Raw genomic sequence first — 24,866 nt, 5'->3', positions numbered from 1 at the left:
CATATACTCATAAAATGAATTTGGAATAATTTCTTTAACATAGTTTAGTTTATGAATCATTATCTTATTTAAAATTTCATCATACTTTATATTATCATTTCTTGATCTTGTACACTTTAATATGCACTATATCTATTTAAAGAAATCCATCGTGAGATAATGTCATCATCATAACATATTTGGAAATAAATAATCTATCTTTGATTTCCATGTTCATCTAACATCAAATATGAACAATTGTATTATGTTTTTTTGCAACAATAAAACTATTTAGAACATTCACATAATGCTCTTTATTCCAACCGAAATAATCCGAATTAAACTTTTCCCAAAATTCTTTATTTTTAACGTCATCCACTCTATGAAACATAAAAAAATCTTGTTGTAAAATAATCGGATTTATCGGTGCTGTAAGTAAAATTGTCGCATCGATCCAGATACCACCATAGACATCCAACAACGCTAAACGAATTAAATCTGCAAAAAATGCGGGTTTAAATTGTTTATTATTTTTCTTTTCCCACACAAACTCAGGTAAATCTAAATAATCTTTGACACTATTTTCATCAAGCCGAATCACTTGATAATCACCTTTAAAGCGGTCTACTGAGTTGAAACATAAATTTACTGTTTGATTTTGTTTTGCAGCATCTAGACCTTGCCCCCAGTATTGCCAGATAATTTTTTGATCACTAAAGTGTTTTTTAGCTTCGAGCTGAAAAGAGCTTAATTCATCATTAAAGTATTGCTTTAAAAAAATATTCCAAAGCTCTGCAACATGCTTCTTTTGCAAAATATTGGCTTGACGTTGCTCTAATTTTCGTTTTTCTTTTGGTATAAAAGTTGAATAAAAAGTACGCCATGGCTGCTTTTTCAAACGCTTTAAACGCACTGTTTGCTCTTCATCTTGGGCAAATAAATTTTCTACTTGTAGCATAATTTCACTATTGGTTTGATGTGTCTTAGTTCATTGTCTAATATTAAAAATAACCGATTAATTTTTTAAAACGATTTTTTAAGCTGTTATGCGTTGTTTCATCATAAAGTTTAAACACATCAAACCATTGATTTTCACCTAAATAGTGTATTTCAAATAAATCAGGTTGTTTCAACAAAGCTTGTAAATACACCCCTTGATCATCATCCACAACCTTTTGGCTCAACATTTGTATTTGGCAATCATAAACAAGTTTTGAAAAATTTAGCCATTTTTCAGGTGATGCAACAATCACTCCGCCAATAATAAAAGCTTCATTATTAAAAATGGCATGGTTTACATTTTCAGAATTAAGCTCAAAAGTTTTTTTAATAGAAAAGAAATGTACTTTTTCTTCTGAAAAAGAAAAATCCCATTTCTGTATTTTATCCAATGTTTTTAAATTACGACAATAACCAAAATCAATCCATGCCGCTAAGTTGGTTTTAACATGACCACTTTTAATTGCTGTTTTTAGAAAATAAGATTTTAAATTAGTTACCAGTACATATTCAGGTGACCAATATTCAGGGTTTTTTAACTGCTCCTTGCCAATTTTCGCCTTGAAATTTTCACAATTTTGAATATCAGCAATCTGCTTTTTAATAGAATTAAATTTTTCATTCAAATCTAAGTCAATAATTGTTGTAGGCTTATTTGCTCGAATTGCTTTAATTTTCGCAACATACTCTTGACTGGTAAATATCACCATTGCATTTTCTAGCTGTGCCAAATTTTCAAAATATTTAAAATATTTTTCATTGGAACGCTGTAAATAACATGGATGCCCATTTTCTACGCTCCATGTCCCTCGACCAATATCAAAAAACCCTGTGACAATCGTAATCGACATTTTATTCACCTATTTTGGATATTGACTCAACATCATTTTAAAAATGCGTTTTAAAATCGAAATTTTCCATCGATTAATGAGCGATTTTTTATTAACTTGTTCTTTATTCAGCATCTTTCTTTCTTGCTCAATATAACTTTGTCCTGATGCGATTTCACCCAACTCAGGATGATCAAATAAAAAAGTCGCATAAAATTGACATGTTTCATCATAGTCACGCATTTGTGACCAATGATCACAACCTTTTGGAATCTCATGATAACGTATCAGTAATTCCGCCATTTTTCGATCAATAATATAAGCATAAGTATAGAATAAACGTCCAAAATAAACAGGGTGTAGTTTTAATACTTCTTTATCATTTAATCTTTGCTCTAATAAAGTACCTCTAACTTGACGGCTACTTTTAAGTTGAATGCCTCCCATACTCAAAAAAAAGCATTCGTTTAAATTTAAAGCGATCACTTGTGCTTCTAAACTATCTAAATCAATATCATTTAAACAAATGGCATCATCTTCAAAAATACAAGCATACTGTTCATCTGAGGTTAAAAAATCTTTAAAAGCATTGACATGAGATAAGGTACAGCCTAATTCTGCTGGACTTAATGCTTTTTTACGTCCTGCAACTGCTAGTTTAAAATAGTCTGCTGTAGGTAACTGCGCACCAATAACACCAAATTTTTTAAATTCATTTTGATATCTTGCAAAAGTAGATTGGGAGAAAAAATTAGCTAATCTGGGACTGCCTTCTTTTTCAATGCTAATTAAATATTTCTTCACCACAAAAACCCAATACTACGAACCTAAAAGTTGTCTAATTATATTGTATTAATACTTTAAGTAGTTACTCCTTGTTGTTGTCCCTTGATAGATTTTTTATTACAAGAAGATTATCATGGTCATTTTTACTGATGCTATTAACTAAAATATGAACGAACTTGGTTTTTCTTCTGAGTATTACCATATAAAGATTGAGGAACTGCTTCAACTCAATGCTTCTGACCTTATCCTAACAACTAAGCTTTTGCAGCAAACTCACTCTGAAGATGTCATTTTATTTATCGGAAAAGAATCTAAAAAAATTCCAGATTGTCTATTTCAAGGCCGTAATGTTTTATTAAAAGCACAACAACAAGGTTTAACGCATTTCCCTACCCGCATTATGTTTGCACAACGCGCACCTCATTTAGGTTTATTGGCTTTACTAAAACCTATCCGTAAAAAATATTTAGATTACTCAACACAAAGTTATGAAATCGCACTCAGTGATATTATTAATAATCATTTAGAACGCAATTTAAAAACCGAAGAAACTGCTTATAATTATAGTGATCGTAATAAATGGGGTGTGCCCAAAGATCAGCGCCAAAGCCGTTTCCATGATATTGATATGTCATTTAAAGAACATGGTTATGATAAAAACCATCCTATGGCGATCATGCTTTGCCGAGGTTTAGGTGTAAAAGATAAATTACATCAAGGGCATCATCGTATGTTTTTTTGTCGAAAATACAATATTCCCTATGTTCAAGTACAATTTTTAGCAACCAATAGTTTTACAGGACATTTAAAAACATTTTTTTTATGGTTAAATAAAACACTTAAGTACAAGCAAGTTAATTAGATATGCCTACAGTTTCTATTTCGGTTGTTTTGACCCATTTTAATAAAGGTTTACTTTTACAAAGAACCATCGAATCTCTACAACCAGATTTGCCTGAACTGTTAGAAGTCATTGTGGTAGATGATGCCTCAACTGATCCAAATTGGGCTGAATTCTCACAACAATTACAACAACAATATCCTAAAGTTAAAGTTATCCCGAATACAGATAATAAAGGTCCTGCCAATCGTCTAAATCAAGGTGGCAATGCTGCGCAAGGTGATTATCTGTTTTTTATGGATGCAGATGATGTGCTTGCACCCAACCGACTTAAACAAATCGTTACGCAGATGCAGACTGAAAGCTGTGATTTATTTTATGGAAATAAAGTCAAGATCCATAACTTAGCAGAAATTAATCAGTATCCACAAATGGATACACTCAGCATTGAACAGCCACTCACCTATATGATTCAACACAATATTATGGAAATGTGTGTGATGTGCTCAAAAGAGCTTTGGCAAAAATCACAAGGCTGCAACTCAAGTTTATTTATTCAAGATGAGTCTTTGGCTTTAGAATTGGGTGCGGTTGCACAAAAGCTGTTATTTACCGAAACAGCTACAGTTTTTGTGATTTTAGATGAAGAAGAAACTAAAACAAAACGCGGTAATAATCGTTTATCACAAAATCTTAATCAACAACATCATGACATGTTTTTGACTATTTATGATTTTTTAAATACGCACCAACTGGGTGAAAATCAAAAAAATCTATTAAAAAAGAAAGCCTTGTCTACCTATTGGAAAAGTTTAAAAGTACGAGATCAAAAAACTCTCAAAGAGTTTTTTTTCTATGTACTTGCCAAACGTAATCCTGAAAAATGGTGGGCAAGTCGTGCTGAGTTTCTAAAAAGTTACTTTGCCCAACTCGACCATGTTCGACGTCCACGATAAATTACAATGTCTGATTCTTTACTTATTATCTGAGTATTCGATATGTCGATTCCTAAAATTATTCACCAAATTTATTTACAAGGTGAAGTGAATATCCCTGACAATATCAAAGCATCAGTGCATGAATTACGTCAACGTAATCCAAATTGGGAATATCGCTTATATGATGAAACTCAAATTCTAAAATATATCCAACAACATTATGGTCAGGAAACTTTAGACACCTATTTATTAATTAATGAAAATTATGCTGCCGCACGTTCTGATTTTTTCCGCTATTTACTCATGTATCAAGAAGGTGGCGTTTATCTTGATTTAAAAAGTTCTTGTGCTGTACCGTTCGATGAAATTTTACATCATGATGATGAGTTTATTATCTGTGGTTGGGAAAATGAAGCCGGACAACAATATCAAGGTTATGGCATAAATAAACATTTAAAGTCTTTAAAAAATGGAGAATATCAACAATGGAATATTATTGCTAAACCGCATTCGCCCTTTTTAAAAGCAGTCATTGATGAAGTCAATTTTCGTATACACCACTATACCCCAATGAGATATCATGTCGGACGTAAAGGGGTACTGAATACAACTGGACCAGTGCCCTACTCCCTCGCCATTGAAAAAATCATTCAAACTCAAGCGTATAAATACCGTTATGAACGTTTTGCCAGTGAATTGGGATTAATTTACATAAATGCAGATACCTCAGTAGTCAATAAAAACCATTATCGCCTACAAATCAATCCTGTAGTGAAGCTGAATACCTTAAACAATATCGTTTATAAATTATGGCTTTACTTACTGCATCCAAGAAAAGCCTTTAATCAACACAAATAATTGTTTATGAAAATTAAGCGCGTTTACCCAGCTTCAACCGTAATTTCACTACAAACATTGAATCTTTACCACTAATTTTAATCCGTTGTAATTGCATAAAATCAGGATTTATACCATCAATGCCTTCGTTGGTGGTCACGGCATTGCTATAACCAACCTGTTGTGCAAAATCAACATCACGTTGTGAATAAATTCCAAAGGGGTAAGCAAAACTGTTCACAGATTTCCCAATCAACTGTTCCAATAGTTGTTTTGAATCTAGCAACTCACTCAAACATGCAACCGCATCAAGCTTATCTAAATTAGCATGGGTCAAAGTATGTGAACCAATTTCTACCACACCACTTTGTGCCAAAAATTGCACTTGCTGATCGTTGAGTTTCGGTTCACGTGCCAATTCACCACTATTATGATGCGCTTTTTTATAAGTTGACCAATCTCGGTCATGACGATCTACAACCACGTAAATTGTTGCTTTAGCTTGATACTTTTCTAAAATTGGATAAGCATTTTCTAGATTATCTAGGTAACCATCATCAAATGTAATGGCTACGGTTTTTTCAGGATGTTTACCCCAATTTTCAACCAATTCCTGCATGGTCACAAAGTGGAAACCTTCAGCTTTCATCCAAGCTACTTGTTTTTCAAACTCAGCTGGTTTAACTCGTAATTTATTAAATTTCGCACCATCAATATGTTCACGTACCATGTGATACATCAGTACGCGTGGACGTTTCCAATCTACAGCGGGCTTCCACCATGCATATTTCATGCTGAATGCAATCATCGGAACCAACAGTAAAATGAGTATATAAATCACGGTGACAACCAGTTATTTTGCTAAAAGATATGTTGCCACACGATCTGCTTCTTTAAAAGTCTGTGCAGTTGGTAATTGTGACAAATGTGCCTGTGTTGCAATGAGTTTCTTTGCTACAGCCTGATCTACCGACTGTGTAATCCGATCCTCTTTCAACCGATCTATCTTAATCACACCAACTTTACAACCTGCAGTTAATGCCTCATAAATCATTGAAACACTATCTTCCGTCACCCAAACTGCTTCAGCTAATTGCATTTCCTCAAAAATCCAACCTTGGGGAGTGTGCTCGACAGGGAAAATTTGCAACTTTTCTGCAAAATCATGCTGCTGTAAATGTGTTAAAAACTCATTTGGAGTACGGCGTGAACTAGTCAGTATAATTTCGGCATCAGGATGACTTTGAGTAACGTTTTGCACAATATTTTGAATAGCAGTTAAAACTTTCTGCTCATTCCATTGATGCCGTTTCGATGAGCCACCTAATGCAATCAAAATACGATTAGCCTGATGCCGAGCTTCATTTACAATGGGATTTAATGCGCCTTGTGTCACAATGACACATTCCGATGCTTGTACTTCATCGTGTTCAGGAATCACGGCAAAATCAAACCAAGAAAATGGAAAATTGGGTTTCATCAAAATCACAGTTTTGGCATTTTTATAGACTTTGCCTAACAGTAACACTCGAAGCTGCGTATGACTCCCCACACCAAAAATATAATCTGGTATGCGTTCAATCTCTTGAACTGATTGCTTAAAAATTCCCATTACTAATGAAAAAATAGCCAATTTTTCAATCGCAACTTCTTCAAAAGTTATGCTTTGTGTAGATTGTCTTTGCATTGCCTTAAACAGCCCTATCGCTTGAGAGCGATGTCCTGCTTTTCCATCACTAACATAGACAATATGCATAAAACATCCTTCAATTTACTTAATCTTAAGCATTCAAAAACAAAAAAGGCGAAACTTAAGCTTCGCCTTTTCATCTTAACCGATCAACTTATTTTACGTAAGTTAACCAGTCTGCATATTTAGGATTTTTTCCTTGAACAGCATCAAAGTAAGCTTTTTGGATTTCAGTAGTGATTGGACCACGAACCCCTTCACCAATTTGACGATCATCATATTCACGGATTGGAGTAACTTCTGCCGCTGTACCTGTGAAGAATGCTTCATCAGCGATATAGAATTCATCACGCGTAATACGACGTTCAACCACTTCATAGCCTAAATCTTTGGCAATGGTAATGATCGTTTGACGGGTAATCCCATCTAATGCACCACCAGCGATATCAGGCGTATGAATCACGCCATCACGTACCAAGAATACATTTTCGCCAGAACCTTGACATACATACCCTTGTGGATCTAAAAGCATTGCTTCATCATAGCCTGAGTGTGCAACTTCTTGATGCGCAAGAATAGATAAGGTGTAGTTACCTGATGCTTTTGCTTTACACATGGTCACGTTTGGATGATGATGTGTAAATGACGAGGTTTTAACACGAATACCTTTCGCCATTGCTTCTTCACCAAGGTAAGCACCCCAGCTCCATGCCGCAACCACTGCATGAATAGTATTGTCTGTTGCTGCGATCCCGAGCTTTTCTGAACCAATAAAAATAATTGGACGCAAATAGCAAGATGCTAATTTATTTTCACGAACCACATCGATTTGAGCTTGTTCTAATGCTGCTTGATCAAATGGAACTTTCATTTGATAAATTTTTGCAGAATTTAATAAACGCTTTGTGTGTTCTTTTAAACGGAAAATAGCCGTTCCATTCGGAGTTTCGTAGGCACGGACACCCTCAAACACACCCATACTATAATGTAATGTATGCGTTAAGACGTGAGTTTTTGCTTCACGCCAGTCAACCAATTGTCCATCTTGCCAAATAAAACCATCACGATCAGCCAAATTCATGGCACACACTCCAAATTTTTACACAATTATTCACTTTCCAAAGCGAAAGTCGCTGTTGGATCAATTAATCTTTGCCACAACTTGCAAACGACCTCTCGGGTATCGTGCCAATCGGCTGCACTGACTTGCATATTATGGTTTGCAAGGGCTAAGCGATGGCTCTCGGCGCGTTCACTGAGATAAGCTTGAATCAAAGCGGATACATCGTCACTGGATAAGCAACCTGCCTTTGCGGCATCCTCAAGAATTCTAACATTGTCGGAATAATGGGCGAGATCAGGATTCGTCCCACTCCAGGCTAACACCACATACTGTGCCATAAATTCTATATCAACGATACCACCTGCGTCTTGTTTTAAGTGAAAAATTCCATCTTTTTTCTGCTCTTTAGAAGAACCAAGATGATCTTTCATTTTTTGACGCATATTGAGTACTTCTTGGCGAACAGATTGCTCTTCTCTAGGCAAAGTTAGAATCCTACAACGTAATTCTTCAAACTTTGCTCGTAGTGTGGTTTCACCTGCAATTGAGCGAGCACGTACAATCGCTTGATGTTCCCACACCCAAGCACTTTTGAGTTGATATTGTTCAAATGCTTTTAAGCTTGTGACCAGTAATCCTGCCTCACCTGAAGGGCGTAAACGTGTATCGACTTCATAAACCCGTCCATCTAAAGTTTGCGTGGTCATCAGTGACATAAACTTTTGTGCTACACGCATGGCAAACTCAAAACCGCTAATAACTTTCTGACCATCGGTATCGGCTTGTTCATCCATATAGTGAATAAAGACCAAATCTAAATCAGAGCCATAACCTAGTTCTATCCCCCCCACTTTGCCATAACCAATGACTGCAAAAGCAATGTGATCCAGTGAACAACGTTGCCCTTCTGCATCCAAAGGATAACCATGTCGTTTTGCCACCATTTGATAGGCTAAATTTAAAGTGGCGATCACAGAAACTTCGGCAATATCGGTCAAAGCATCCGATACTTTCATGAGAGGACTTTCGGCAAGTACATCACTGGCAGCAACGGTTAACACATTGGATTTTTTAAATAAACGTAACACTCGCATTTGATCTTCGACTTGATCAATTTCAATGCGCAATAATTGCTGACGAAGCGAATCTTCCAAATCTTTGCGTTTGGGTAATTCAAAATCCATGGATAAAAATTCATCTAGCAATACAGGATAATGGGTGAGCTCCTCACAAATCCATGGACTTACTGTCGCCATTTTAACTAAGCGTTGCAATGCCCCTTTGCTTTCAATCAACATCACCAAATACACAGTACGGCGCATTACCGATTCTACCAGTGGCATTAAGCGCACCAATGCCATTTGCGGTTTGTCAGACTGTAAAACGGCTTCGATCAAATGTGGCCAAAATTCTTTTAAACGTTGTACTGCTTTGGCGGGCAGTTTTTTAATGGCATGCCCATACCAAAATTCATGAATTAAGTTTTTAGCATGCTCATCAAGCACATCATCCAATTGCTGTTCCAGTTGGCTAAAGTTTTCTGAAGGAGAATCATGTCCTTTTTCTTTAATTAAATGCTCAAACTGATAAATGACTTTACTGCGTTTTTCATTTAAAACGTCAAGAAACTGTTGCCATGTGGCAAAGCCCAAAGTTTCAATAATCCTCTTACGCAAATCAATTTCTGTCGGTAAAGACTGAGTTTGTTGGTCATTTAAAGCTTGAATGGCATGTTCTAAACGGCGTAAAAACAAATACGCATCTTCTAAATCAATCACGGCTTGCTCATCGAGTAGCCCCACTTCACCTAAATGCTGCAAACTTACTAAACATTGACGATCTTGTAGCTCTAATTTTGAACCACCATAAATTAACTGAAAGACTTGAACAATAAACTCAACTTCACGAATTCCGCCTGCACCAAGTTTTATATCATCTGAAATATTACGACGTGCCACTTCCCTTTCGATCATGGCTTTCATTTCACGCATCGCTTCAAAAGCAGTGTAATCGACATATTTACGGAACACGAAAGGACGGGTCATTTCTAATAAATCATCACCCTCTTTACCTCCAGAAACAACCCGTGCCTTAATCCATGCATAGCGCTCCCATTCTCGTCCATGCTGACTAAGATATTTTTCCAAAGCGACATGACTAATGGCTAGTGCCGAACCATCCCCCCAAGGACGAAGACGCATATCAACACGGAATACAAAACCATCTGCGGTAATGTGTTCCAGTAAATAAATCAGCTTTTGCCCCCACAGGATACAAAATTGCTGTACATCTATACACTTACGACCATTAGTTTCACCTTGTTCATCAAAGGCAAAAATTAGATCAATATCACTGGATAAATTCAGCTCTTGTGCGCCTAATTTCCCCATGGCAATCACAATTAAGTCTTGCACTTTTCCGTTGTAACCCATCGGTTCGCCATGTTTCGCCAGCAACGGAATGCGTGCAAAATCCTTGGCAGCGTTAATACTGGCATCAGCAAAATCCGACAATTCTTGGGTCAACGTCACAACATCAGTGAGTTGATTGGCATCTTGCCAAATCCAACGAAACATTAACCGTGCACGTAAAATACGAATGGCTTTCATCCATTGGGTTTCATCTGTAAGATCAGCCAAAGTTTCTTGTACGAGTTGATGAATCTTTTCCGTTGTAAGCGAACACTGAAACTGATCTAGCGCGTAATCTTGTTCTAAAAAAGCTGGATGTAAACTTAATACTTGTTCTGCGTACTGACTTGCACGTAAGGTTTTTTGCAACTGCTCAGCGTTCATCGGAAAAGAGCCTATACTTTGAATTAACGCTTATATTTATAACAGGTACAAATAAGTTTAGGGGCAATATTTTAATTATTATTTAGCTTAGAGTGGCATTGCAAAAATTTCTCATGAAACCAAGAGAAACCTTGCTTAAGCTTTAATTTACCACAGGATTCATTTCTTGCGCTGCACGTTGCTCAGTCACCAAAGCTTGATGAACATTTTTAGCTTCAGGCAGTATGACTTTAAATGTTGTCCCTTCCCCCATTTTTGAAGTGACAGAAATCGTCCCCTGGTTTAAATCAACAAAACGCTTACACAATACCAAACCTAAACCTGTACCTTTTTCACCTGCTGTTCCTTTAAAGCTTGCATTGAGCTCAGGTTCAAAGATACTCTGCATCTGAGCTTCGGTCATGCCCAAACCTGTATCCTGAATCAGAATTTCCACACCTTGACTGATCGGTCTTGCCGACATACGTACATATCCTGTTCCATCGACACGTGTAAATTTAAGCGCATTCGACACAAGATTCTGCAATACTGAGGTGATCATATTGATATCGCCACAGACTTTTAGTTCATCTGAAATATCATCGATGAGGCGAATATTTTTATTAATCGCAAGGCTATTTAAAACATCAAATACAATTTTAGAACTTTGTTTAAGTTTAAAATTAATTGGGTGATAGACAAAACGTCCACCTTCTGCCATTGCCCAATTCAGTAAATTTTCTAATAAGTTATAAGTTGATTGAGCCGTATCATATAAATATTCGGCAATATTTTTTACGCTGGCATCATCCAAACTATCACGCTCTTGCGACAAAACTTCTGAAAAACCAAGCAAACCATGAAATGGAGCTCTTAGATCATGCGCAATAATTTGGAAAAATTTAGTTTTACTAAAATTTAATGCCAATTGTTGTTCATAGCGTTCTTTTAATTCTTCATATTCTGCATGTGTTTCAATGGCTTTAATCAAACCTTGAATAATATCTTGTACAAAGACATAGCATTCTTGATCAAGTTCAGCATCATGATCATCAAAAAAAGTGACATGCCCAAATGAAGTGTGTTCATCTTTTCTTAAATCAAAACAAACAATGCGTTGATGATCTACCCCAATCTTGACGATATGTTGTGAAAATTTTGCATAATTTTCATGAGATGAATCTATTATTTTTTGGTTATTAAAATAAAAATGTAGGTTTGCCTCTGGGCTAGCTTGAAAAGCTTTAAATTCATTCTGAGTAGAATACCAAACATAAGGTTCATCCACGAACGAAATCACCGCTTTTTCGATATTTAATAACTTCCTTGAAATGCGTAAAAATCGCTCAACAGAGTTTTGTGGATTTAATACACCAAGCAATAATGATAGTTTACATGCGCTCAGCTTATCAGCCTGCCCCATTTCTAAGAGTTTTAATCTCATGGCTGCCTCATTATTTTTTAAAATGGCTAAAATGTAACTATTAACGCTTTACATGATTTTACGTTTTATAATATAGCAACAATAATTATGAAATTATATAGCCATTTATCTATAATTATTTCCAAGTAAAAATAAAGTTTACCCCAATCAACTATTTAATAATAAAAAAATATCAAGATATAAAACAAAAATTTAAATATAACATATTAAATTTTTATAAACTTTAAACCTCTATTTTTTGATATATCTTTCTCTTATTACACAAAATTAAACTTGATATATTTAGCAACAAATTATTTGTTTTTGCATATATTTTCAACAAAAATTTAAAGTTTGTGATTGTGTTTATAGTTATTGGTGAATTATGAGGATCAACTTAGAAAGGCTTTGACTATTTTTAACAACGCTTAGAATTTTTTGAAATAAGGTCAGTTCTACCCAGTTATTTTGCTTATCTGAATTGATTTTATGTTAATAACTTTGTTTATATTTACTTCATTATCCTTTATTCAGCTTTAAATGTATCTTTAAAATATAAATAACAAATGCTTTAAGAATCCCTATAGAAAAAAATTCTTGACTATTTTAAAACTTTAAATGTGAAATAATAACTTAGCTTTGAATTAAGCTTTAGTAAACAAAATCTGCTATACTATTATATTGTAATTTTAGCTTTATAAATTGATGAATCTGTATTCTCTGATGAGCACAGATCAAGTTTTAACTCGAATTTGTCTTACAAGATAAAAATAAGAAATACCTATCGCTTGTAAAGCATTCAACTTAAAACCTCAAAATCATCACTTATTTATTTGCTTATGTCGTTATATTTGTTAGAAACTGAAGACTTTTTTCAATTTTGAAACAAATATGGTAGATCACGCAATAGATTAGTCATGCAAGCATAGTATCATTTCCTAGCGAAATGTCGTTATCACTAGATATTACATTGACTGAAATGCAAGGAACATTGATACTTTCAATGTTTTTATTTAAGCAAATCGGTTCGTAGGGACTGAACCACAAGTTTAGTCCTCAAAAACATAATCCAAAGCAAGGGGCTATATATGGCTGGTGGAAAGTCAACTATCATTTACACACTGACCGATGAGGCGCCGTTATTGGCGACTTATTCACTACTGCCGATCATTGAGACCTTTACTAAGCCCGCTGGCGTAGAAATCGTGAAAACCGATATTTCTGTCGCTGCACGTGTGCTTGCAGAATTTACAGACTACCTAAACGATGAACAAAAGGTTCCAAATAACCTAGCAGAATTAGGTCGTCTTACTCAAGATCCTGATACGAATATCATTAAACTTCCGAATATTAGTGCATCTGTTGCGCAATTAACAGCATGTATCAAAGAGCTTCAATCTAAAGGTTTTGCGATTCCTGATTATCCAGAAAATCCAACCACTGAAGCAGAAAAGGAAATCAAAGCACGTTATAGCAAATGTTTAGGTTCTGCTGTAAACCCAGTATTGCGTGAAGGTAACTCTGACCGTCGTGCACCTGCTGCTGTGAAAAACTATGCGAAAAAACACCCACATTCTATGGGTGAATGGAAACAGTGGTCACAAACTCACGTTTCACACATGGATCATGGTGACTTCTATCATGGCGAAAAGTCTATGACTTTAGACCGTGCACGCAACGTGAAAATGGAATTAGTAACCAAGAATGGTGAAACCATCGTTCTTAAGCCAAAAGTTGCACTGCAAGACGGCGAAATTATTGATTCTATGTTCATGAGCAAGAAAGCACTTTGTGATTTCTATGAAAAAGAATTAGACGACTGTAAAGAAGCAGGTATTTTGTTCTCTTTACACGTTAAAGCAACCATGATGAAAGTTTCACACCCGATCGTTTTCGGTCACTGTGTGAAAATTTACTATAAAGAAGCTTTTGAAAAACATGCAAAATTGTTTGATGAGCTTGGTATTAACGTAAACAATGGTATGGCGGGTCTTTATGAAAAGATCGAAACTTTACCAACATCTTTACGTGAAGAAATCATCGAAGATTTACATGCATGCCAAGAACACCGCCCTGCACTTGCAATGGTAGATTCTGCAAAAGGCATCACTAACTTCCATTCACCAAATGACGTGATTGTTGATGCTTCTATGCCTGCAATGATCCGTGGTGGTGGTAAAATGTGGGGTGCTGACGGCAAACCTTATGACTGTAAAGCAGTAATGCCTGAATCAACATTTGCACGTATTTACCAAGAAATGATCAATTTCTGTAAATGGAATGGCAACTTTGACCCACGTACTATGGGTACAGTACCAAACGTCGGTTTGATGGCGCAAAAAGCTGAAGAATACGGTTCACACGACAAAACTTTCGAAATTTCTGAAGCTGGTGTGGCAAATATCACTGACCTAGAAACTGGTGAAGTGTTAATGTCACAAAACGTGGAACAAGGCGACATCTGGCGTATGTGTCAGGTGAAAGATGCACCGATCCGTGACTGGGTAAAACTTGCTGTAACACGTGCGCGCAACTCTGGTATGCCTGCAATCTTCTGGCTTGACCCATACCGCCCACATGAAAATGAACTCATCAAAAAAGTTCAAACTTATTTGAAAGACCATGATACTACTGGTTTAGATATTCAAATCATGTCACAAGTCCGTGCAATGCGTTATACGCTTGAACGTGTTGCGCGTGGTTTAGATACGATTTCTGTCACTGGTAACATTTTACGTGACTACTTAACAGACTTGTTCCCAATTATGGAGCTTGGTACTTCTGCGAAAATGCTTTCTATCGTGCCGTTAATGGCAGGTGGTGGCATGTACGAAACAGGTGCTGGTGGTTCTGCACCTAAGCACGTACAACAACTTGTTGAAGAAAACCACTTACGTTGGGATTCTCTTGGTGAGTTCTTAGCACTTGCTGCTTCTTTAGAAGAAATGGGCATTAAAGAAGACAATCCACGTGCAAAACTTCTTGCTAAAACCTTAGATGAAGCAACAGATAAATTGCTTGACGATGATAAGTCACCTTCACGCCGTACAGGTGAGTTAGACAATCGTGGCAGCCATTTCTATCTGTCTAAATTCTGGGCTGAAGCGCTTGCAGCACAAGATGAAGATGCTGAATTAAAAGCAAAATTTGCTCCTCTTGCAAAAACACTTGCTGAAAATGAAGAGAAAATTATTGCTGAGCTTGCAGAAGTTCAAGGTCAAGCTGCGGATATCGGTGGTTACTATGCCGTTGATCCTACAAAAGTAAGTGCAGTAATGCGTCCAAGCGCAACATTCAATGCGGCACTTGAAGCAGCTAAATAAGTGAATACAACACTAAATCATTTAGTAGCGTAAAAGAAAACCGATGCAATTGCATCGGTTTTTTTATTGCTCAATTTCAATATAAAAATTAAACAGATGCTTTTTCAATCAGCATCGCATCACCATAACTAAAAAAGCGATATTTATTTTCTACCGCATGTTGATATGCTTTCAAAATATTTTCTTTGCTCGACAATGCTGAAACTAGCATAAGCAAAGTAGATTCAGGTAAATGAAAATTGGTAATTAACCAATCCACAATACAGAACTGATAACCTGGATAAATAAAGATCTGCGTATCTCCTGTCCAAGCGCCAATTTTTCCACCACACGCTTGTGCTGCGCTTTCCACCGCCCGTGTTGCCGTTGTTCCAATGGCAATCACTTTATTGCCACGTGCTTGGGTTTCCTGAATCATTTTTGCGGCAGCTTCTGATACTTCACACCATTCACTGTGCATAATATGATTTTCAATATCTGTCGTACGCACAGGCAAAAATGTGCCCGCACCAACATGCAAAGTCACAAAGGTTTTATTTACCCCTTTTTGCGCTAATTTTGCCAAAAGTTCTTGGTCAAAATGCAGACTCGCTGTTGGCGCAGCAACACTAGCAAGTTTGGTCGGATCATTAAATACTGTTTGATAACGCTCTGTGTCGATCGCTTCCGCTTCGCGATTAAAATATGGTGGAATTGGAAGCTGACCATAAGCATCCAAAACTTGTAAAATGGGTTGTGAAAACTCAACCACAAATAAATTTTCATGGCGACCTGTCACAGTGACTTTTACTTCATCTGAACCAATAAATAATTCAGCGCCTGCTTTGGGTGAATTACTGGCTTTAATATGACAATGTGCAATGGTTTGATCGAAAATACGCTCTACTAAAACCTCAACCGCACCACCTGTGGCACGTTTACCTTTTAAGCGTGCTTTCATCACCTTGGTGTCATTTAACACCATTAAGTCACCCTCTTCGAATAGATCAAGAATGTCTGTAAAATGGTGATCTTGATAAGTACCATCTGCATTTAAATGCAATAAGCGTGAAGCACTGCGAGTTTCTAAAGGATAACGAGCAATCAGCTCGTCAGGGAGATCAAAATTAAAGTCAGAAAGTTGCATAAAACACAAAAGATTAGAAATAAAACTCGGTGTAGTATAGTCTTTTTTATGCTTGATCGTAGAAATTGCCGATTTTTAATCCAAAAAATTCACATATGAATTAAAATTAAACAAATGTAAAATTTCTTGATTGACAATGATCTGAAAAACGCTATTATAGCCACACAACCTCTCCCGAGGTGGTGAAATTGGTAGACGCGGTGGACTCAAAATCCACTGTCAGCGATGACGTGTCGGTTCGAGTCCGACCCTCGGGACCATATGAAATAAAAAGCCTTCAAGCACATTAAGACTTGAGGGCTTTTTTATTATCTCCAATAATATTAACAAGTTACAATATAAAAGTGATTTTCCTACAAACAATTTGTGCTATTTACTAAGATGATTTATTTGTAAGCTTATGCTATCCATTCATTTTCAATTCATATTTAGTCTTTAACATGACTAGCAATTCACCATCAAAACATGGGAAAATAACCGCCTTTTGCAGCAAATCAATCAGCGAACTGTTTTTTCGCCAGATTTAGGTCATTTATGAAGTTTGAAAAATTAGGTCAGTCGGGGCGTGCCCGTCGTGGTCGTTTAACCTTAGCGCATGGCGTGGTTGAAACTCCTGTATTCATGCCTGTAGGAACATATGGAACTGTTAAAGGCATGTTGCCGCGTGACATTGAAGAAATTCAAGCACAAATTATTTTAGGCAATACTTTCCATTTATACTTACGTCCAGGACTTGAAGTAATTCAAGAACATGGCGGCTTGCACGAGTTTATTAAATGGGACAAACCTATTTTAACTGACTCTGGTGGCTTCCAAGTTTTTAGCTTAGGTGCGATGCGTAAAATCAAAGAAGAGGGCGTCACCTTTCGCTCACCGATTGATGGTTCAAAAGTATTTTTATCTCCTGAAATTTCTATGGAAATTCAAAAAACTTTAAACTCAGATATCGTGATGATTTTTGATGAGTGTACGCCTTATCCTGCGACGCACCAAGAAGCACAAAAGTCATTACAACTTTCACTGCGTTGGGCAAAACGTTGTAAGACCCATCACCATGATGAACTAAAAAATATCAATGCATTGTTTGGTATTATCCAAGGCGGCATGTATGAAGATTTACGTGATGAATCTTTAAATGGTTTACTCGAAATCGGCTTTGATGGTTATGCAATCGGTGGTTTATCCGTTGGTGAACCGAAAGAAGAAATGATCAAAGTCTTAGATTATCTGCCTGCAAAAATGCCAGAAGATAAACCACGTTATTTGATGGGTGTAGGTAAGCCAGAAGACATCGTTGAAGCAATTCGTCGTGGTGTTGATATGTTTGACTGCGTTATGCCGACCCGTAATGCACGAAATGGTCATTATTTTGTGACTGATGGTTTAGTGCGTATCCGTAATGCCAAGTATCGTCATGATCAAAGTCCGCTTGACCCACATTGTGATTGTTATACGTGTACAAACTTTACCCGTGCCTATTTATTCCATTTAGAAAAATGTGGCGAAATGTTAGGGTCAATGCTCGGGACGATCCACAACTTGCGTTATTATCAACGCTTTACTCAAGATATTCGTGATGCTTTGGACAATGGCACCTTTGATGATTTCGTCACAGACTTTTATCAACGCCGTGGTTTAGAAGTTCCACCTTGCCCAGCCGACTAAATCTTAAAATGATGATGCATTTTTCATGCAGCAAGATTTGCGCTGAGGCACAAGACCATGTAAATTGCAAAACAAGTCAATTTAAATGTCATGTTTTTGACACCAGTTATTTAACTTTAGGAAACTAAAATGAGTTTATTTATTTCTGCTGCTCATGCAGCTGATGCACCTGCACAAGGTCCAAGCATGATGGCTAACTTATTGATGATTGCTGTTTTTGTTGCAATCTTCTATTTCCTCATCTGGCGTCCTCAAGCAAAACGTGCCAAAGAACATCGTGCACTGATCGACAGCTTGGGTGTAGGCAGTGAAGTGGTTTTTGCAGGTGGCTTAATGGGTCGTGTGACAAAAATTGACGGTGACTTTGCAGTAATTGAACTCAACCGTGGTAATGAAGTAAAAATACAACGTGCAAGTGTTATTTCAGTACTCCCTGAAGGCACATTAAATAACCTTTAATCATAAAGTAGTCGTGCCCTCGCACGACTTTTTTAATTTTAAGAAGAAAGCGAATGCGTTACCCTGCATGGAAATATTTACTGATCCTTGTTGTTCTTGTGATCAGTACATTATATGCTCTGCCAAGTTTGTATCCTGATGAACCTGCTGTTCAGATCTCTGGTGCCAAGGCTGGTACGCAGATTGATCAGTCTGTCATACAAAAAGCAGAGCAAATATTAAAGAGTGACAATATTGCCACTCATGACAACACTTTTACCAACAATGCCGCATTGTTGCGTGTAAGTTCGTCCGATGCCCAACTCAAAGCCCAAGAAGCTTTGCGTAAAGGTTTAGGTGAAGAGTATGTTGTTGCGCTGAACCTTGCGCCAACCACACCAGAATGGCTACAAAAAATTGGTGCGAAACCAATGAAACTTGGTCTGGACTTACGTGGTGGTGTTCATTTCCTACTTGAAGTAGATATGGACAAAGCAATTGCACAGCGTATGGAAACATCTGCAACCGATCTACGTCGTGATTTACGTGAGCAAAAAATTAAATTTAATAGCTTAACGTTAAATAACAACACACTTACTTTGTTATTTGCCAATAACGATGATCGTGCTGCTGCAATGGATTTTCTACGTCGTGATGGGAATAAGTACAATCAACAAGCGCTTGCAACAGAAACTGGTTCTAGTCTTAAACTGACCTATAACGATACAACCAAGCAAGAAATTCAATCTTATGCTTTAGATCAAAACTTAACGACTTTACGTAATCGTATTAATGAGTTGGGTGTGGCTGAAGCCTTGGTACAAAGTCAAGGTAGCAACCGTATCGTGGTTGAATTACCGGGTGTTCAAGATACTGCTGAAGCAAAACGTGTCTTAGGTCGTACTGCAAACTTAGAATTCCGTTTAGTCTCTGATTTAAATGATCAATACGTTATTCCAAATGGCGCATCTAACGGTCAAGCTGTTCCACCGGGCACAGAATTATTTGCTTATGAGTCATTAGACAGTGGCAAACAGTTACTCTTGAACCGTAACCGTATCTTAACGGGTGAACGTGTTCAAAATGCGTCAAGTGGTTTTAGCCAAGATACTGGCGGTGCTGAAGTAAACATTACTTTGGATAATGCAGGCGGTAAACTGATGGCAGATGCCACACGTAATGCTGTCGGCAAACGTATGGCTGTATTGTTCATTGAAAATAAACAAAAAATTGAATACATCACAGACCCAACCACTGGTGTACAAACTGAAGTACGTACTCCATTTACCGAATCTGTTGTCATTAATGCGGCAACCATTCAAGCAGTACTCGGCTCACAGTTCCGTATCACAGGTTTAGACTCTCCACAAGAAGCGGCTGAACTTGCGCTAATGCTTCGTGCAGGTGCTTTGGCTGCGCCAATGTACTTTGTAGAAGAACGTGTGGTCGGTCCAAGCCTTGGTCAAGAAAATATTGATAAAGGTGTATTATCAACTCAGGTTGGTTTCATCCTTGTTGCCATTTGGATGGTGGTGTTCTTCCGTGTATTTGGTTTAATTGCTGACTTTGCTCTGGTTGTTAACCTTGCTATGCTCCTCACGATCATGTCGTGGATTGGTGCTTCCCTCACCTTACCGGGTATTGCAGGGATCGTAATCACAATCGGTATGGCTGTCGATGCCAACGTACTGATCTGTGAGCGAATACGAGAAGAAATGCGGTGGGGTGCCTCCCCGAAACAGGCGATTGTGGCAGGTTATGATCGAGCATATAACACCATTTTTGACTCGAACTTAACCACTTTCTTGGTTGCTTTTATCTTGTTTGCGATTGGTACAGGTCCAATTAAAGGCTTTGCTGTTACCTTGATGATTGGTATCGTTTGCTCAATGTTTACTGCGATTACAGTAACACGTGCAATTGTCCAAATCATTTATGGTAAAAAACGCAACTTGAAAAAGTTGAGCATATAGGAGATCAATGATGACTGATGTGACTCAACCTGAAGCGCCGAAAACCAAAAAGTATGGTCGTCCTGATGATGAAAAAGTCATAAACTTTATGAAGATTGCCAAACCTGCGGCAATCCTCTCAATCATCCTGACCATTGCAAGTATTTTCTTTATCGTGACCAAGGGTCTAAATCTCGGTTTAGACTTCACAGGTGGTGTTTCTGCTGAATTAAACTATCAACAGGAAGCAAAACCCGCAGAAGTGATTAGCACCTTAGACAAAGCTGGCTTTAAAGATGCAGTTGTGCAAACTTTAGGCTCAAATAAAGATTTGATTGTGCGGATGCCTGTACAAGATATTAATGTTGAAGACTTAAATAATGCCTTGACCAAAGCAGTTCAATTACCAAACAACCCTGCTAAAGTACATAAAGTAGACTCTGTTGGTGGACAAGTCGGCAATGAGCTGTATATCCGCTCTGCAGGCGCTGTCGCTTTAGCGATGTTACTGATGTTGGTATACGTAACGATTCGCTTTGAGTTTAAATTGGCCTTAGGTGCAGTATTATCCTTACTACATGACGTGATCGTGACTGTAGGTATCTTTGCGATGATGCAATGGCCATTTGACTTAACAGTTTTGGCTGCCATCCTTGCATTGATCGGTTTCTCACTCAACGATAACATCGTTGTATCTGACCGTATCCGTGAAAACTTCCGTAAAATTCGTGGCGCAAGTCCACTTGAAGTCGTGAACTCTGCATTGACGGAAACATTACGTCGTACCATTCACACCTCTATGACGCTGTTACTCGTGGTACTTGCCATGATGTTCTTGGGCGGTGATGGTTTAAAATGGTTCTCAGTTGCAATGTTCATCGGTGTTTTTGTCGGGACATATTCTTCTATTTATATCGGTACAGCCTTCGCTTTATGGCGTGGTCTAAATCGTCAAGATTTCATTGTTCAGGTCAAACCTGAGTTTGAAGATGAAGAACAAATTCCACATTAATACGGTATTTTAAAAATGGCTCATCTTCGGATGAGCTTTTTTATGACTCAGTTTTGAAAAATCAATAAAGTTAATGCGAGATAATTTCAATCTGCGGAAAAGCAAAACCTTTGCATGAATGTTCTGAACGCCATGCAATCGTAAGCATACAATGTGGCAAACGGTAATTCTGATAGGCAAACACCCCAATCAATGGGTGTGAACAAATACCGCCATTTTCAAATGAATGTACGTGCGTATTCAACGCATTCAAACTCAAACGGATTCCCAAACCTGAAGCTTTTAATACGGCTTCTTTAGTCGTCCACACCTTAAACCAATATTCTGTATCACAGTCTAAATCTTGCCAAGTTTGGTATTCTTGTGGATGAAAAGCATGTTTGGCGAGCGCATCAAAGCGTACTTTTCGATCTAAATCCTCAATATCCACACCAATGTCTTGCATTTGTTGAGAGATCGCCAAAGCATAATGATTTTGACTATGTGAATGATTAAAGGCTACATTTTCAAATTGATTTAAATAAGGTTTACCAAATTCAGTTTTGTGTATGTCTTGATCTGAAATATTCTGCTGTAAAAATGTAGATAGGTATTGATTGCGCTGCTGATAAATTTGATTTTTTTTATAATAATTAAAGTCAGATAGTTTTTCAAAATTTTCTTGTGCTAAAGGAATCAGTTGAGCCAATGCTTGAACATGGATTTGGATCGTTCTATTTTTCATTGGCTCAATCATTTTGCATTTTCTAAATTAAATTCGACTTAGAGTTTTGCAATATCACCTTTTAGTGCAACACCTGCAACTGCTGTACCTTTCGCACAATCATACGTTGTAGTACTACGTGTTTCATTTGATTTATAAAAACTTGTGATGTTGGTGACAGCATTCGCTCCACGAGATTTTGCAGTATTTTGGAATTGGATCAATGCTGAGCGTAATACATGATCACAAGCATTTTCAGCAGACTTACCAAAACCATTGGTTTTTTTATTGGTGACTAAACCTTTTTCTAGTACCTGACCACCTGATTTCGTCCCTGCTAAATAGAACTTTACAGAACCATCCAAAGCGCCATCGGCAACAGCGCGGTCAACAGCTTCTTTAAAATTAAACTGATGCATTGAATCTGCAGCCTGCACAGAAGCCATGCCACTTAACCCCAAAGTTAAAGCGATACAAATATTTTTAATAGACATGTGATTACCCTTGTTTGTGATCTATTTTTTTGAAAATAATGGAAGTATTAATACCTCCAAAAGCGAAATTATTGCTCATCAATATTTCGGCATTTATTGTTCGAGCTTGCCCCACAATATAATCTAAATCTCCACAAAGTGAATCAATATTTTCTAAATTTAATGTAGGAATAAATTGTTGCCTTTGCATCATTTCTAGACTAAGCCATGCTTCAATTGCACCACAGGCACCCAATGTATGCCCAAAATAACTTTTCAGCGAACTAATCGGTTTACGTCCTAAAATACGTGCTGTGGCTTGTGTTTCAGCAATATCTCCTTGATCCGTAGAAGTCCCGTGAGCATTCACATAATCAATTTGTTCAGCAGAAATTTCTGCATCTTTAAGCGCCAACTGCATACAACGCCCCATCATTTCTGAATCGGGTCGTGTCACATGCTGACCATCGGTATTGCTACCATACCCGATAATTTCAGCATAAATTTTAGCGCCCCGTGCTTTAGCATGTTCATATTCTTCCAAAATTAGACAGCCAGCACCTTCCCCTACCACTAAACCATCTCGATTTTGATCAAATGGACGTGGTGATTTTTCAGGGTGCTCATTCATACTACTGGTTGCAAGTAAAACATCAAAGACAGCACAACCTGCTGCACTGAGTTCTTCAGCACCTCCTGCAAGCATTACGGTTTGTTTGCCATATTTAATGGCTTCATAAGCTTGACCAATCGCCATAGAACCAGAAGTACAAGCACTTGAAGTGGGTAAAGTCAGTCCTTTTAAGCCAAAATATACCGTCATATTGACTGCGCTGGTATGCGACATCATTCGAATATAAGTCGTCGCATTCATTTTGCTCATGTTATTTTCTAATAACATTGCACCAAACTCAGCTACAGCGTCCACACTTCCAGCTGAAGAACCAAATGCCACACCTGTCTCGCCATTTTGTAAAATTGGATCATTCAACAAATTGGCATCGATCAAAGCTTTTTCAGCACTAATCACCGACATCAACGCCACACGGCCCATTCCACGAGTTACTTTACGATTAAAATGCTTCGGTATATCAAAATGAAGAACAGGCGCTGCAATTTTACAACGTAAATCTGCAAAAACTTCCCAGTCAGGCATATAACGAATGCCACTTTTTGCTGCAGCAAATTGTGCAAAAATCGCTTCAGCGGTCTCACCCAGTGAAGTAATCCCTGTCATACCTGTCACGACAACACGTTTCATCAGATCAAGCCTCCATTGACAGAAATGACTTGGCGTGTGATATAACTAGCATCGTCACTACATAAGAATTTCACGACCTTAGCAACTTCATCTACCTGTCCCATACGTTGCATTGGGATCATTTTCAAAGCATGTTCTTGGACTTCGTCACTAACCATTTCTGTTTCAATTAAACCGGGTGCTACACAGTTCACGGTAATTTTACGTTTTGCCAATTCCAGAGCTAATGCTTTAGTTGCACCCATCAATCCAGCTTTAGCTGCACTATAATTCACTTGTCCACGATTCCCCATAACCCCGGAAACAGAAGACATGGTCACGATGCGTCCGCCTTTTTTCAAACGAATCATTGGCATCACTAAAGGCTTTAATACATTATAAAAACCATCTAATGAAGTCGAAATCACTTCATCCCAATCATTGTCGGTCAATGCAGGAAAAGCACCATCATGCGTAAGTCCAGCATTCAGTACCACACCATAAAATGCACCATGTTCAGCAATGTCTTGTTCTAATAATTGTTGAACTTGAGCGCGCTCAGTCACATCAAATAAAATTGCATGACTGTTACGTCCCATTGTTTGAATTTCAGCAACCACTTGTTCCGCTTCTGCTTTTCTAGCACGTGCATGTACTGTTACATCAAAGCCTGCTTGTGCGAGTTGTAATGCAATGGCTTTTCCAATACCTCGGCTTGACCCCGTTACTAAAATTCGTCTTGTCACACGCATATCCTAATCTTTTAAATTTTAC

Annotated in this window: 21 protein-coding genes and 1 tRNA gene; 9 read left to right on the top strand and 13 right to left on the bottom strand. The window is 37.5% G+C overall.

Annotated features, from left to right (window positions below):
• Positions 1-223: 223 nt before the first annotated feature.
• Genes HUS24_RS13570 through HUS24_RS13560 form a run of 3 tightly spaced genes read right to left on the bottom strand, consistent with a single transcriptional unit; the run spans position 224 to position 2,612 of the window.
• Entirely contained in the window at positions 224-937 is a 714-nt protein-coding gene (locus tag HUS24_RS13570) for a capsular polysaccharide synthesis protein (RefSeq protein WP_173912454.1), read from the bottom strand.
• Between the two features lie 43 nt (positions 938-980).
• Positions 981-1,829 carry a protein YibB gene (yibB, locus tag HUS24_RS13565; RefSeq protein ID WP_173912453.1) on the bottom strand — a complete coding sequence of 283 codons (849 nt, stop codon included), beginning with the start codon at positions 1,827-1,829 and terminating at the stop codon, positions 981-983.
• Positions 1,830-1,838: 9 nt separating this feature from the next.
• On the bottom strand, positions 1,839-2,612 hold the full coding sequence (locus HUS24_RS13560; protein WP_173912452.1) for a glycosyltransferase family 25 protein: 774 nt from the start codon (positions 2,610-2,612) through the stop codon (positions 1,839-1,841).
• A 148-nt stretch (positions 2,613-2,760) separates the two neighbouring features.
• Here HUS24_RS13560 and HUS24_RS13555 point away from each other — a divergent pair, with 148 nt between their 5' ends.
• The 3 genes from HUS24_RS13555 to HUS24_RS13545 are packed head-to-tail and all read left to right on the top strand — an operon-like array spanning position 2,761 to position 5,231.
• Positions 2,761-3,456, top strand: a complete 696-nt coding sequence (locus HUS24_RS13555; RefSeq protein ID WP_173912451.1) for a hypothetical protein — start codon at positions 2,761-2,763, stop codon at positions 3,454-3,456.
• A gap of 2 nt (positions 3,457-3,458) precedes the next feature.
• A complete protein-coding gene (locus HUS24_RS13550; RefSeq protein WP_173912450.1) occupies positions 3,459-4,391 on the top strand; it encodes a glycosyltransferase family 2 protein in 933 nt (310 codons plus the stop codon).
• A 42-nt stretch (positions 4,392-4,433) separates the two neighbouring features.
• The gene (locus tag HUS24_RS13545; RefSeq protein ID WP_173912449.1) at positions 4,434-5,231 is read left to right on the top strand and encodes a glycosyltransferase family 32 protein; all 798 of its coding nucleotides are present in this window, start codon (positions 4,434-4,436) and stop codon (positions 5,229-5,231) included.
• Between the two features lie 13 nt (positions 5,232-5,244).
• Here HUS24_RS13545 and HUS24_RS13540 read toward each other — a convergent pair whose 3' ends face one another.
• From HUS24_RS13540 to HUS24_RS13520, 5 genes are all read right to left on the bottom strand, one after another.
• On the bottom strand, positions 5,245-6,051 hold the full coding sequence (locus tag HUS24_RS13540) for a polysaccharide deacetylase family protein (protein ID WP_173912448.1): 807 nt from the start codon (positions 6,049-6,051) through the stop codon (positions 5,245-5,247).
• A 12-nt stretch (positions 6,052-6,063) separates the two neighbouring features.
• Complete coding sequence (locus tag HUS24_RS13535; RefSeq protein ID WP_173912447.1) at positions 6,064-6,966, bottom strand: ELM1/GtrOC1 family putative glycosyltransferase; 903 nt, start codon at positions 6,964-6,966, stop codon at positions 6,064-6,066.
• Between the two features lie 88 nt (positions 6,967-7,054).
• Positions 7,055-7,981 (bottom strand): branched-chain amino acid transaminase, encoded by a 927-nt coding sequence (locus HUS24_RS13530; RefSeq protein WP_171531997.1) that lies wholly within the window; start codon positions 7,979-7,981, stop codon positions 7,055-7,057.
• Between the two features lie 26 nt (positions 7,982-8,007).
• Positions 8,008-10,758: a bifunctional [glutamate--ammonia ligase]-adenylyl-L-tyrosine phosphorylase/[glutamate--ammonia-ligase] adenylyltransferase gene (gene glnE / locus HUS24_RS13525; RefSeq protein ID WP_173912446.1), complete on the bottom strand. Its 2,751-nt coding sequence runs from the start codon at positions 10,756-10,758 to the stop codon at positions 8,008-8,010.
• 142 nt (positions 10,759-10,900) lie between these two features.
• Positions 10,901-12,181: a sensor histidine kinase KdpD gene (locus HUS24_RS13520; protein WP_173912445.1), complete on the bottom strand. Its 1,281-nt coding sequence runs from the start codon at positions 12,179-12,181 to the stop codon at positions 10,901-10,903.
• A gap of 1,067 nt (positions 12,182-13,248) precedes the next feature.
• On the opposite strand from HUS24_RS13520, the gene HUS24_RS13515 reads away from it, so the two are divergent.
• Entirely contained in the window at positions 13,249-15,483 is a 2,235-nt protein-coding gene (locus tag HUS24_RS13515; protein WP_173912444.1) for an NADP-dependent isocitrate dehydrogenase, read from the top strand.
• Positions 15,484-15,571: 88 nt separating this feature from the next.
• Here the strand turns inward: HUS24_RS13515 and queA are convergent, their stop codons facing one another.
• Positions 15,572-16,609 (bottom strand): tRNA preQ1(34) S-adenosylmethionine ribosyltransferase-isomerase QueA, encoded by a 1,038-nt coding sequence (gene queA, locus HUS24_RS13510; RefSeq protein WP_173912443.1) that lies wholly within the window; start codon positions 16,607-16,609, stop codon positions 15,572-15,574.
• Between the two features lie 173 nt (positions 16,610-16,782).
• Here queA and HUS24_RS13505 point away from each other — a divergent pair.
• The 5 genes from HUS24_RS13505 (at position 16,783) to secF (ending at position 21,676) form a co-directional block, all read left to right on the top strand.
• Positions 16,783-16,869 (top strand) — tRNA-Leu (locus tag HUS24_RS13505).
• A gap of 274 nt (positions 16,870-17,143) precedes the next feature.
• Positions 17,144-18,274, top strand: coding sequence for a tRNA guanosine(34) transglycosylase Tgt (gene tgt, locus HUS24_RS13500; protein ID WP_173912442.1), 1,131 nt, complete (start codon positions 17,144-17,146; stop codon positions 18,272-18,274).
• A gap of 129 nt (positions 18,275-18,403) precedes the next feature.
• The gene (gene yajC / locus HUS24_RS13495) at positions 18,404-18,733 is read left to right on the top strand and encodes a preprotein translocase subunit YajC (protein WP_065994295.1); all 330 of its coding nucleotides are present in this window, start codon (positions 18,404-18,406) and stop codon (positions 18,731-18,733) included.
• Between the two features lie 53 nt (positions 18,734-18,786).
• Positions 18,787-20,685, top strand: a complete 1,899-nt coding sequence (secD, locus tag HUS24_RS13490; RefSeq protein ID WP_173912441.1) for a protein translocase subunit SecD — start codon at positions 18,787-18,789, stop codon at positions 20,683-20,685.
• Between the two features lie 7 nt (positions 20,686-20,692).
• Positions 20,693-21,676, top strand: coding sequence for a protein translocase subunit SecF (gene secF / locus HUS24_RS13485; RefSeq protein WP_173912440.1), 984 nt, complete (start codon positions 20,693-20,695; stop codon positions 21,674-21,676).
• A 70-nt stretch (positions 21,677-21,746) separates the two neighbouring features.
• Here the strand turns inward: secF and HUS24_RS13480 are convergent, their stop codons facing one another.
• From HUS24_RS13480 to HUS24_RS13465, 4 genes are read right to left on the bottom strand one after another with little or no spacing between them, the layout of a single operon-like run.
• Positions 21,747-22,400, bottom strand: coding sequence for a 4'-phosphopantetheinyl transferase superfamily protein (locus HUS24_RS13480; protein WP_173912439.1), 654 nt, complete (start codon positions 22,398-22,400; stop codon positions 21,747-21,749).
• Positions 22,401-22,438: 38 nt separating this feature from the next.
• On the bottom strand, positions 22,439-22,873 hold the full coding sequence (locus tag HUS24_RS13475; RefSeq protein WP_173912438.1) for an excinuclease: 435 nt from the start codon (positions 22,871-22,873) through the stop codon (positions 22,439-22,441).
• Between the two features lie 4 nt (positions 22,874-22,877).
• Positions 22,878-24,113: a beta-ketoacyl-ACP synthase gene (locus tag HUS24_RS13470; protein ID WP_173912437.1), complete on the bottom strand. Its 1,236-nt coding sequence runs from the start codon at positions 24,111-24,113 to the stop codon at positions 22,878-22,880.
• Positions 24,113-24,838, bottom strand: coding sequence for a 3-ketoacyl-ACP reductase FabG2 (locus HUS24_RS13465; protein ID WP_173912436.1), 726 nt, complete (start codon positions 24,836-24,838; stop codon positions 24,113-24,115). Before HUS24_RS13465 ends, HUS24_RS13470 begins: the two co-directional genes overlap by 1 nt.
• Positions 24,839-24,866: the final 28 nt, after the last annotated feature.

This window comes from Acinetobacter sp. Marseille-Q1618, from assembly GCF_902809855.1.
Classification (GTDB): Bacteria; Pseudomonadota; Gammaproteobacteria; order Pseudomonadales; family Moraxellaceae; genus Acinetobacter.
This window is presented reverse-complemented; position numbering and strand designations above follow the sequence as displayed.

Coding starts and splice junctions, on each gene's coding strand:
- HUS24_RS13570 (WP_173912454.1), bottom strand. CDS start 937: ATGCTACAAGTAGAAAATTTATTTGCCCAAGATGAAGAGCAAACAGTG.
- yibB (WP_173912453.1), bottom strand. CDS start 1,829: ATGTCGATTACGATTGTCACAGGGTTTTTTGATATTGGTCGAGGGACA.
- HUS24_RS13555 (WP_173912451.1), top strand. CDS start 2,761: ATGAACGAACTTGGTTTTTCTTCTGAGTATTACCATATAAAGATTGAG.
- HUS24_RS13550 (WP_173912450.1), top strand. CDS start 3,459: ATGCCTACAGTTTCTATTTCGGTTGTTTTGACCCATTTTAATAAAGGT.
- HUS24_RS13545 (WP_173912449.1), top strand. CDS start 4,434: ATGTCGATTCCTAAAATTATTCACCAAATTTATTTACAAGGTGAAGTG.
- HUS24_RS13535 (WP_173912447.1), bottom strand. CDS start 6,966: ATGCATATTGTCTATGTTAGTGATGGAAAAGCAGGACATCGCTCTCAA.
- HUS24_RS13530 (WP_171531997.1), bottom strand. CDS start 7,981: ATGAATTTGGCTGATCGTGATGGTTTTATTTGGCAAGATGGACAATTG.
- glnE (WP_173912446.1), bottom strand. CDS start 10,758: ATGAACGCTGAGCAGTTGCAAAAAACCTTACGTGCAAGTCAGTACGCA.
- HUS24_RS13520 (WP_173912445.1), bottom strand. CDS start 12,181: ATGAGATTAAAACTCTTAGAAATGGGGCAGGCTGATAAGCTGAGCGCA.
- HUS24_RS13515 (WP_173912444.1), top strand. CDS start 13,249: ATGGCTGGTGGAAAGTCAACTATCATTTACACACTGACCGATGAGGCG.
- queA (WP_173912443.1), bottom strand. CDS start 16,609: ATGCAACTTTCTGACTTTAATTTTGATCTCCCTGACGAGCTGATTGCT.
- tgt (WP_173912442.1), top strand. CDS start 17,144: ATGAAGTTTGAAAAATTAGGTCAGTCGGGGCGTGCCCGTCGTGGTCGT.
- yajC (WP_065994295.1), top strand. CDS start 18,404: ATGAGTTTATTTATTTCTGCTGCTCATGCAGCTGATGCACCTGCACAA.
- secD (WP_173912441.1), top strand. CDS start 18,787: ATGCGTTACCCTGCATGGAAATATTTACTGATCCTTGTTGTTCTTGTG.
- secF (WP_173912440.1), top strand. CDS start 20,693: ATGATGACTGATGTGACTCAACCTGAAGCGCCGAAAACCAAAAAGTAT.
- HUS24_RS13480 (WP_173912439.1), bottom strand. CDS start 22,400: ATGAAAAATAGAACGATCCAAATCCATGTTCAAGCATTGGCTCAACTG.
- HUS24_RS13475 (WP_173912438.1), bottom strand. CDS start 22,873: ATGTCTATTAAAAATATTTGTATCGCTTTAACTTTGGGGTTAAGTGGC.
- HUS24_RS13470 (WP_173912437.1), bottom strand. CDS start 24,113: ATGAAACGTGTTGTCGTGACAGGTATGACAGGGATTACTTCACTGGGT.